Here is a 9,040-nt window from a genome sequence, read left to right as displayed (position 1 = left end):
CCGCCGTCGTCACGATCGCCGGCTTGCGGAATACGCCGCTCATGATCCGTCCTCCTGTGTTCGGGCCTCTGTCTCGGCCTCGCCTGAAGCGCTCCCCGGACCGCTTTTCGACCCGCTTTCCGGCCCGCTTTTCTGCCCGTCGCCAGGAACATCCGCTGGTCCGCCCCCGGAACCGCTCCCCGATCCCGACGACGGATCGCCCCCAAGGGCAGCGACGACGGCCTCGCCCTGTTCCCGGCTCAGGAGGCCGCGCTCGACGGCGCGCTGGGCGGTGGCCCTCGCCATCTCACGGTAGGCGATCCGGATGTCCTGCGCGTCGTGTGCAGCAAGCGCCTTCCCATGGGCGGCGACGGTGCCGGTGTCCCCGCGGGAGACCGGGCCCGTCAACGCCCCCTCCCCCGCGGACAGGGCATTTTCGAGAGATGCCTTCATCAGCGGCCCGAGCATGCGTTCGGGCCTGTGCACCCCGAGGTCACCGAGGAGCTGCGCCGATTGCGAGGCGAGGGTGACCAGGTGGTTCGACGCATGGGCGAGCGCTGCGTGGTAGAGCCCACGGCTTTCCTCCTCGATCACCACGGGCTCGGCGCCCATCTCCACCACCAGCGCTTGGGCTATCGGCAGCACGGCGCCGGGAGCGGTGACGCCGAAGCAGCAATCCGGCAGCCTCCCGAGGTCGAGGGTCATGCCGGTGAATGTCATGGCGGGGTGGAGCGCAAGGGGAATCGCCCCTGCGGCACGGGCAGGGGCAAGGACTCCGATGCCATACCGGCCCGACGTGTGGACGACGAGTTGACCCGACTGCCAGGACCCCAGCCGGGCCAGGCCTTCCACGAGCGGCGGCAGGGCGTCGTCGGGCACTGCCAGCAGCACCAGTTCGGCGCGCTCGATGATGTCCGGAATCTCCAGGACCGGAACTCCGGGAAGCAACATCCCGGCGCGCTCCCTGCTGGCTTCCGATACCGCTGAGACGCCGACGACGGCGTGGCCCGCAGCGCGCAGGGCGGCCCCCAGGACCGCCCCTACCTTGCCGGCTCCCACGATTCCCACGCCCAGCCTTCCAGGACGGCGCGACGGGTCAGGGCTGTTCATGGGAATCTCTGTCCTCTTCTTGTCGGGGCGGCGCCGGTTCCGGGGTCTGCTCTGGCGTGCTCAGCCACTGTTCGGGCCCGCTGCGCCGCCGGGCTTCGGCTGCCCGGCGGGCCTGGCCGTGGAAAAGTTCCCAGGCCAGCGTTTCATCGGCCTGGCGGATACGCGGTGCCACAGGTCCGGGTGTGGTCTGCAGGTGGAGTCCGGCGACGCGGAATCGCCGGTCCAACGGGCCCTGGTGCAGCGAGAGCGACTGTGTGCGCTCGTGGGGGACGACGTCGAGGGTGCGCCACAGGACGCCTGACCGGATCAGCAGCGCGGTGCGGGTGACCGCGAAGCCGTTGCGTTTCCAGCTCAGCCGGCCCAGCAGGCGTGCGCGGCGCGGCGTCGTGATGAATCCATCGGTGCTCCCCTGCGACTCGAGCCCGGCCGTGAAGACCCGGACCGGGTCGTCGACGCCCGGGTCCGGCAGTACCAGGGCGAGGATCCTCAGGACCTCCTCCCGGGTGCCCACGGGCAGGAGTGTGGCCCGGGCCTGGCCCTCACTCGAGGAGGCGGCGCCATAGCCCGCCACGTTGACGGTGATCTTGTACCAGCCCTTGAGCCGCCACAGGGGCGACTGCACGATCCCGACCGCCTGGACCCGCCCGGGGGGGACGGTCTGCGAACGCGTGTCCAGGAGCCCGTAGCGTACCCGGATTCCGTCGGGTGAGAGCGCGGCCCGGAAGTTGTAGCCGGTATTCAACGCGCTCCAGTAGGCGCCCACCACGCCCAGGAGAATCGGGATGAGGGAGGGAGCCACGAACGGCGTGCGGAAGAGAACGGTGATACCCACCACCACGACGGCGCCCACCACCAGCAGCACTGTGGTTCCCGAGAGCACCGCGCCCCCGATGACACGGCCGGCGGGTACCGCCACCACCTCGTGCTCGGGGGCCTCCTGGATCGAGTCCGGATGTTCGGGATCCACCGCCACTCCCGCTGCGCGGGCCAGGATGGTGGCCCGGAGCCGGTGCGCATCGGTCAGCTTCAGGAAGGCGAGCCGCACTGCGGACTCGCCGGCATCGGCCACCTCGAACTTGAGCTCGGCGAGCCCGAAGAGCCGCGCGAGGAACGGCTGGACGACGTCGATCGCCTGAACCCGGTCAAGGCGTGCCTGGCGGTTCTGGCGGAAGAAGACGCCCGTGTTGACCCGGACGTGTTCCTCGGTGACCTGGTACCGGGTGAAGTACCAGGAGACCAGGAACGCGGCGGCGATGAGCGCCACAACGCCCAGCACGATGGCAACCGCCCATCCCGTTCCGAGCCCGCCGGGGACTCCGGAAGGTCCCTCGTCGCTGAAGAGCCCCTCGAACCAGTCCCGGCCGAAGAAGAAGCCGATGGCTGCCAGCGCGATCCAACCCCGGACGAGCGGCGAGATGATGTGAACCCTGCTCCAGGCGTCATCCGGATTGCTGATCAGGCTGGAATCAGCCCGCACCTGCCCTCCGGGTTTCTGGTGTCCGGGCTCGCCGCTCACAGGCCGGCCAACCTGGCTTCCCCACGCGCCGAGAGCTGTTCGCGAAGGCGGGCGCCCTCGGCAGTGGGAAGGCCTGCGATCGAGGCGTTCGTGGTGGGCGATGCCGTATGCAGCTTGAGCGTGCAGAGCCCGAAGGCGCGTTCGATCGGCCCCACGGCCACGTCCACGTACTGCATGCGCCCGTAGGGCACCACCAGGGTGCGCTGGAAGAAGACGCCGCGCCGCACCAGGAGGTCGTCGTCGCGCTCCGCGTACCCGATGGCCGCGACCTGGCGCGGCAGGAGGACTCCGGTCCAGACGGCGGCGACGAGGACGATCCCGGGCAGCGCCCACGCGATGGGCATCGGCGGGAAGTTGTCCCACACGCCGGTCAGCCTCAGGATCAGTGGGATGCCGAGGAGCGCCAGCCAGAGGAAGGAGCTGATCAGCCAGCCCAGGAGCCGGACCTTCAGGTATCTCGGCGACACCCCGGACCAGGCGAGTCCCACCGGATCAATCGGTTCCCTACGCATACTCCCCCTCGTCCCGGCTTTTCCGCACCGGACCGGCGTCGTCGCCGCCGCCCGGTGGAAGCCGGCAGAAACTTTCCACCACAAGGCCCACGACGATCATCCCGATACCACCGGCCATGAGCGCAAGGGACCCCCACAGCGGACCGGACGCGGATCGCACGCCCACGAGGCTCAGCTGGTCCACGAAGATACCGGCGTGCCAGCCGAGGCTCAGCGCGCCGGCATAGGCGCAGGCCTGGGCGAGGATCAGGGTTCGCAGCGCGAGGATCGGGTTGAGCGCTTTCTTGCGGCTTCCGTTCCGCCACACGAGCACCTTCCGCCCGAAGATCAGGGTGATACCCGTGATCACCAGCACGGTGATCAGCGAGCTGAGGTGGAGGGAAGGAGCGGGAAGTCCGTTGCGGGTCGCCCACCAGTTGACGAGCCAGCCCACCGCGCCGGCCACGAGCCCGATCACTGCGAGCCAGCGGAACCGAATATCACTCACAGGAGGCCTAGACCTCCTCGAACGGGGCGAGCCCCTTGAAGTCGTCAGCTCCGGCCGCGAGTTCTCCCACCGGTATCCCGCCGAGGGTCGCGGCGGCATCCATCCAGGCCCAGGGCTGCAGCACGAAGGCGCGGGCGGCGGCACGCGGGTGGGGAACCGTCAGCTTCTCATCGTCGGAGGTCCAGGATCCGTAGGTGATGATGTCGATATCCAGTGTCCGCGGACCCCACCGCACGGTGCGGACACGGTGGTGCCTGTTCTCCACGGCCTGGCAATGCTCGAGGAGCTCATAGGGCCCGAGGTCGGTCTCCACCTCGATCACCATGTTCAGGTAGTCCGGTTGCTCCGGGCCGCCTACCGCCTTCGTGCGCACCACGGGCGAGACACCGGAGAGCCGGACGCGCGGCGAATCGACGAGGTCACCCACCGCGAGGGACAGGGTGTCATTGCTCGCCCCGAGGTTGCTGCCGAGCGCCAGCACGGCACGGATCGTCGTCATGCCCGGCTCCTGCGCACGGTGACGGCGACGTCGCCGAACGGCACCTCGATGGGTGCCTGCGGTTTGTGGACCGTCACTTCCACGGCGTCGACGGGGAAGAAGGCGAGCACGTCGCCGGCGATCTTCTCGGCAAGCGCCTCGATCAGGTTGAAGGCCTCCCCCGTGATGATGCCGTGGACCCGTTCCGCGAGTTCTCCGTAGTGGGCCGTCCGGGCCAGGTCATCACTGATCCCGGCGGGCCGGAGGTCGAGGTGCAGGACAAGATCCACCACGAAGGGCTGGCCGTTCCGGCGCTCATGGTCGAAGACGCCGTGGTAGCCGACGGCGGTGATCCCGGAGAGGGTGACCGTGTCGGCCCGCGCGCTTCCTATCGCCTCCATGCCGCGGCAACCTTCACGGCGTCGAGCGTTGCGGCGGCGTCGTGCACGCGGACGCCCCATGCCCCATTCGCCGCGGCGAGGGTCGAGGCGGCGAGTGTCGCGGAGTCGCGCTCCGCGGGAGCCGCAGCCTTCCCGGCGGAGGTCAGGAGCGTCCCGAGGAACCGCTTCCGCGACGCACCGACCAGCACCCGGTGGCCCAGTGAGGTGAATCTCTCGAGGGACCGCAGCACCTCCCAGTTGTGCTGGTCCGTCTTCGCGAACCCGATGCCCGGGTCGAGGATGATGCGGTCAGCGGCCACCCCTGCGGCGACGAAGGTATCCCGGATCTCGAGAAGCTCAGCACGAACCTCCTCCACCACATCGGAGTAGGTGGCGAGGGAATCCATGGTCTGCGCGGTTCCCCGCCGGTGGGTCAGGATGTAGGGCACGCCGCGCGCGGCGATGAGGCCCGGCATGTCCGGCTCGAAACCCGCACCGGAGATGTCGTTGACGATCTCCGCTCCGGCATCGAGCGCCTGGGCGGCTGTTTCGCTGTGCATGGTGTCCACGCTGACCAGCGCGCCGGCCTTGACCAGGGCCCGCACCACGGGAAGAACCCGCTCCAGTTCCCGCTCGAGCGGGACGTCGGCCGCCTGGGGCCGGGTCGATTCCCCGCCGACGTCGATGATGTCGGCGCCGGCGTAGAGCAGTCGCAGCCCGTGGGCGATCGCGTCATCGGTCGACGCATACCGTCCCCCGTCGCTGAAGGAGTCCGGAGTGACGTTGAGTATGCCCATCACCACGGAGCGGTCCTTCGGCAGGTCCGAGAACGTCCTGGCGACGCGCACGGGCCGGATCAGCGGCAACGGGGACGTAGCCGGCCCGGTTCCGGGTGCTGCGGCAAGTGAATCCATGGTGGTCGGTTGTCCTATCTTCCGAGAATGAGGCTCATGGCCTCGGCGCGTGTGGCAGTCTCGCGGATCTGGCCACGAACCGCCGAGGTGACGGTCTTGGCGCCTGGCTTGCGGATACCGCGCATCGACATGCACATGTGCTCGCACTCGATGACCACGATCGCACCTTCCGGCTGGAGGTGCGTCATGATGGCGTCCACGATCTGGGTGGTGAGGCGTTCCTGCACCTGGGGGCGCCGTGCGAACACCTCCACCAGGCGCGCGAGCTTGCTGAGTCCGGTGACGCGCCCGTCGGCGGCGGGAATATATCCTACGTGCGCGGTGCCGTGGAAGGGAACGAGGTGGTGCTCGCACGTGGAGTAGAACGGGATGTCCTTCACCAGCACGAGCTCCTGGTGGTTCAGGTCGAAGGACGTCGAAAGGATGTCCTCGGCGTCCTGATGGAGGCCGGCGAACATCTCCGCGTAGGCCTTCGCCACCCTTTTCGGGGTATCGAGGAGCCCGTCACGTTCAGGGTCCTCCCCGATGGCGATCAGGATCTCGCGGACCGCACGCTGGATGCGGGGCAGGTCCACGGGCGAGCCTGACGCCACCAGGGCAGCATCCATCACTTCGTCATCGAACTCGGTCACGGATCTGATCCTATCCCTGTGCAGTTTGATCCGGCCGCCCTACGGCTGCTGGCTTCCCGTTCCACCCTTGCCGTCGTCGATCCCCCCGGATTCCGGCGACGGCAGCTCCGAGCCCTTGACATCGAAGTCAGCCGGCAGATGCGCGTCGGCGATCTGGTCCTGGGGTGCGACCGACTCCGGAGCCGGCTCACCGGCTTCCAGTGCGTCGGCCTTTTCCTTGCGGGACACGACCGGCGGCAACGAGTGGACCGGGCGGGTCTGCTTGGACAGCCAGACGTCCCGGATCTCGCGCTTGCGGATGTCGGTGAACACTTCCGCGATCTCCGCCTGGTTCAGGGTCTCGCGCTCGAGCAGCTCGAGGGCGAGCTGGTCCAGCACGTCCCGGTTCTCGGTGAGGATCTCGTAGGCCTCGTCGTGCGCATTGTCGATGAGCCGGCGGACCTCCTCGTCGACGATCAGGGCCAGCTGGTCCGAGTAGTCGCGGTCGCTGCCCATGTCCCGGCCGAGGAACGGCTCTCCAGCCCCCTGGCCGAGCTTCACGGCGCCTATGCGCTCGCTCATGCCGTACTGCGTGACCATCTTGCGTGCGGTCCCGGTGGCCTTCTCGATGTCGTTGGACGCCCCCGTGGAGGGGTCGTGGAACACGATCTCCTCGGCCACGCGGCCACCCATCGCGTAGGCCAGCTGGTCGAGCAGCTCGTTGCGGCTCACGGAATACCGGTCATCCGCCGGCATGACCATGGTGTAACCGAGGGCCCGGCCGCGGGGAAGGATGGTGATCTTCGTGACCGGGTCCGTGTTGCGCAGCGCTGCCGCCACAAGGGCATGCCCGCCCTCGTGGTAGGCGGTGATTTTCCGCTCGAGTTCCTTCATGACGCGGCTGCGCTTCTGCGGGCCGGCGATCACGCGGTCGATGGCTTCGTCGAGTGCGCGGTCGTCGATGAGCTGGGCGTTCGAGCGCGCCGTCAGCAGCGCCGCTTCGTTGAGCACGTTGGCGAGGTCGGCGCCGGTGAAGCCCGGGGTCTTCTTCGCGACGGATTTCAGGTCCACGCCGCCTGCCATCGGCTTGCCCTGGGCATGCACGCTGAGGATGTGCTCCCGGCCCTTCATATCCGGCGCCTCGACGCCGATCTGCCGGTCGAAGCGGCCCGGACGCAGCAGTGCGGGGTCGAGGACGTCGGGCCGGTTGGTCGCGGCGATGAGGATCACGTTGGTGGTGGCGTCGAATCCGTCCATCTCCACGAGCAGCTGGTTCAGCGTCTGCTCGCGCTCGTCGTTGCCGCCGCCCACACCCGCACCGCGGTGCCGGCCCACGGCGTCGATCTCGTCGACGAAGATGATCGCCGGTGAATTGTTCTTGGCCTGCTCGAAGAGGTCCCGGACGCGTGAGGCGCCGACGCCGACGAACATCTCGACGAAGTCCGAGCCCGAGATCGAGTAGAAGGGCACACCGGCCTCGCCTGCAACGGCACGCGCCAGGAGGGTCTTGCCGGTGCCCGGGGGTCCGTACAGCAGGACGCCCTTGGGGATCTTCGCGCCGAGCGCCTGGAACTTCGCCGGTTCCTGGAGGAATTCCTTGATCTCGAGGAGTTCCTCCACTGCCTCGTCGGCTCCTGCGACGTCGGAGAAGGTGACCTGGGGCATGTCCTTGGAGATGAGCTTCGCCTTGGACTTGCCGAACTGCATGACCTTCGACCCGCCGCCCTGCATCCGGGAGAGGAGGAACCAGAAGATGGCACCCAGGATGAGGATCGGGAAGAGCAGGCTGGCGATGCTGAGGAACCAGTTGCTTTCGACGGGCTGGTCGGTGAAGCCGTCGACGTCGGAGGAATTGATCGCCTCCACCACGCCCTCGGCCCTCGCGCTGCTGAAGAAGAACTGGACGCTGCGGCCCATGTCCTCGTAGTCCTCGCGGAGTGTGAGGTCCACGCGCTGTTCGCCGTCGTAGATCTTCGCCTGTTCCACCTGGTTGTCCTGGAGCAGCTCCAGGCCCACGTTGGTGTCCACCCGGCTGCTGCCGTTGTTGAACACCGCAGGGAAGATGATCAGGAGCGCAGCCACCGCCAGGATGATCCAGAAAATGGGGCCCTTGAAAATGTTCTTGAATTTCATCCGACTCAGGGCAGCCAGCCCTGTCCCTCCTGCATAAGCCAAACCAGATTAGTGGGCGTCCGCTTGATCGGCGCCCCAAAAAACGCACCTCAAGCTATACACCGTTCGTGATTCATCACGCTTGCATCAGGGCATTAGTTCCCTGACGGCGTATCCCACCGCGGCGCGGCGGGCGGGGAAGCTACTCGTAGACGTGGGGAGCGAGCGTCCCGATGAAGTCGAGGTTGCGGTACTTCTCGGCGAAATCGAGACCGTAACCGATCACGAATTCATTCGGGATATCGAACCCCACGTACTTCACGTCGATCTCCACTTTCGCGGCGTCCGGCTTGCGGAGGAGGGTACAGATCTCCACCGACGCCGGTCCCCTCGAGAGCAGGTTCGCCTTCAGCCAGGACAGCGTGAGTCCCGAGTCGATGATGTCCTCGGCAATGAGGACATGCTTGCCCATGAGATCGGTTTCGAGGTCCTTGAGGATCCGGACCACCCCGGAGGACTGCGTGCCTGATCCGTAGGATGACACCGCCATCCAATCCATGGTGATGTGGGAGTGGAGCGCCCGGGCGAGGTCGGCCATCACCATGACGGCGCCCTTCAGCACCCCCACGAGCAGGATGTCGCGGCCCTCGTAGTCGGCGTCGATCTGCGCTGCCAGTTCGTTGACCCGCTCCTGGATCTCTTCCCTGGTGTAGAGGACGTGCTTGAGATCGGGCTGGACGTCGTTGGAATCCACCAGTTACTCCTGAATTGAACGGTGCTTACGGCTCTGCGCCGCGGCGATTGTTTCTAAAGACAAGACTGCCATAGCTTGGGCTCCCGGAAAGAACCGATCTGCCCCTCACCTGCCGGAAAACGCTGACGTGGCCGCCGAGCTGCACCGGCCCGGCCGATCCCCTGCGCTCCAGCAGCGACTCCGCGGC

10 protein-coding genes are annotated in these 9,040 nt (G+C 67.6%); all 10 read right to left on the bottom strand.

Going from position 1 to position 9,040, the window contains the following annotated elements:
- Positions 1–39 precede the first annotated feature (39 nt).
- The 10 genes from Y705_RS17985 to hpt all read right to left on the bottom strand — a co-directional run bounded on the left by Y705_RS17985 (position 40) and on the right by hpt (position 8,853).
- Positions 40–1,089 carry a Rossmann-like and DUF2520 domain-containing protein gene (locus Y705_RS17985; protein WP_081737849.1) on the bottom strand — a complete coding sequence of 350 codons (1,050 nt, stop codon included), beginning with the start codon at positions 1,087–1,089 and terminating at the stop codon, positions 40–42.
- Positions 1,076–2,605 (bottom strand): PH domain-containing protein, encoded by a 1,530-nt coding sequence (locus tag Y705_RS17980; RefSeq protein ID WP_444826165.1) that lies wholly within the window; start codon positions 2,603–2,605, stop codon positions 1,076–1,078. The genes Y705_RS17985 and Y705_RS17980 overlap by 14 nt, the downstream gene beginning before the upstream one ends.
- On the bottom strand, positions 2,602–3,117 hold the full coding sequence (locus Y705_RS0106535; protein WP_026532271.1) for a PH domain-containing protein: 516 nt from the start codon (positions 3,115–3,117) through the stop codon (positions 2,602–2,604). Before Y705_RS0106535 ends, Y705_RS17980 begins: the two co-directional genes overlap by 4 nt.
- Positions 3,110–3,604 carry a DUF3180 domain-containing protein gene (locus Y705_RS0106530; protein ID WP_026532270.1) on the bottom strand — a complete coding sequence of 165 codons (495 nt, stop codon included), beginning with the start codon at positions 3,602–3,604 and terminating at the stop codon, positions 3,110–3,112. Before Y705_RS0106530 ends, Y705_RS0106535 begins: the two co-directional genes overlap by 8 nt.
- A gap of 7 nt (positions 3,605–3,611) precedes the next feature.
- Complete coding sequence (folK, locus tag Y705_RS0106525) at positions 3,612–4,103, bottom strand: 2-amino-4-hydroxy-6-hydroxymethyldihydropteridine diphosphokinase (protein WP_026532269.1); 492 nt, start codon at positions 4,101–4,103, stop codon at positions 3,612–3,614.
- Positions 4,100–4,483 carry a dihydroneopterin aldolase gene (gene folB, locus Y705_RS0106520; RefSeq protein ID WP_026532268.1) on the bottom strand — a complete coding sequence of 128 codons (384 nt, stop codon included), beginning with the start codon at positions 4,481–4,483 and terminating at the stop codon, positions 4,100–4,102. The genes folK and folB overlap by 4 nt, the downstream gene beginning before the upstream one ends.
- Complete coding sequence (folP, locus tag Y705_RS0106515) at positions 4,471–5,376, bottom strand: dihydropteroate synthase (RefSeq protein WP_026532267.1); 906 nt, start codon at positions 5,374–5,376, stop codon at positions 4,471–4,473. The genes folB and folP overlap by 13 nt, the downstream gene beginning before the upstream one ends.
- Positions 5,377–5,390: 14 nt before the next feature.
- Positions 5,391–6,008, bottom strand: a complete 618-nt coding sequence (gene folE, locus Y705_RS0106510; protein WP_026532266.1) for a GTP cyclohydrolase I FolE — start codon at positions 6,006–6,008, stop codon at positions 5,391–5,393.
- A 39-nt stretch (positions 6,009–6,047) separates the two neighbouring features.
- Positions 6,048–8,120 carry an ATP-dependent zinc metalloprotease FtsH gene (gene ftsH / locus Y705_RS0106505; RefSeq protein ID WP_026532265.1) on the bottom strand — a complete coding sequence of 691 codons (2,073 nt, stop codon included), beginning with the start codon at positions 8,118–8,120 and terminating at the stop codon, positions 6,048–6,050.
- 181 nt (positions 8,121–8,301) lie between these two features.
- Positions 8,302–8,853: a hypoxanthine phosphoribosyltransferase gene (gene hpt, locus Y705_RS0106500; protein WP_026532264.1), complete on the bottom strand. Its 552-nt coding sequence runs from the start codon at positions 8,851–8,853 to the stop codon at positions 8,302–8,304.
- Positions 8,854–9,040 lie beyond the last annotated feature (187 nt).

The organism is Arthrobacter sp. H41, from assembly GCF_000520535.1.
Lineage (GTDB): Bacteria > Actinomycetota > Actinomycetes > Actinomycetales > Micrococcaceae > Arthrobacter_D.
The sequence above is the reverse complement of the archived record's forward strand: the minus strand, read 5'-3'. Positions and strand labels throughout refer to the sequence as shown.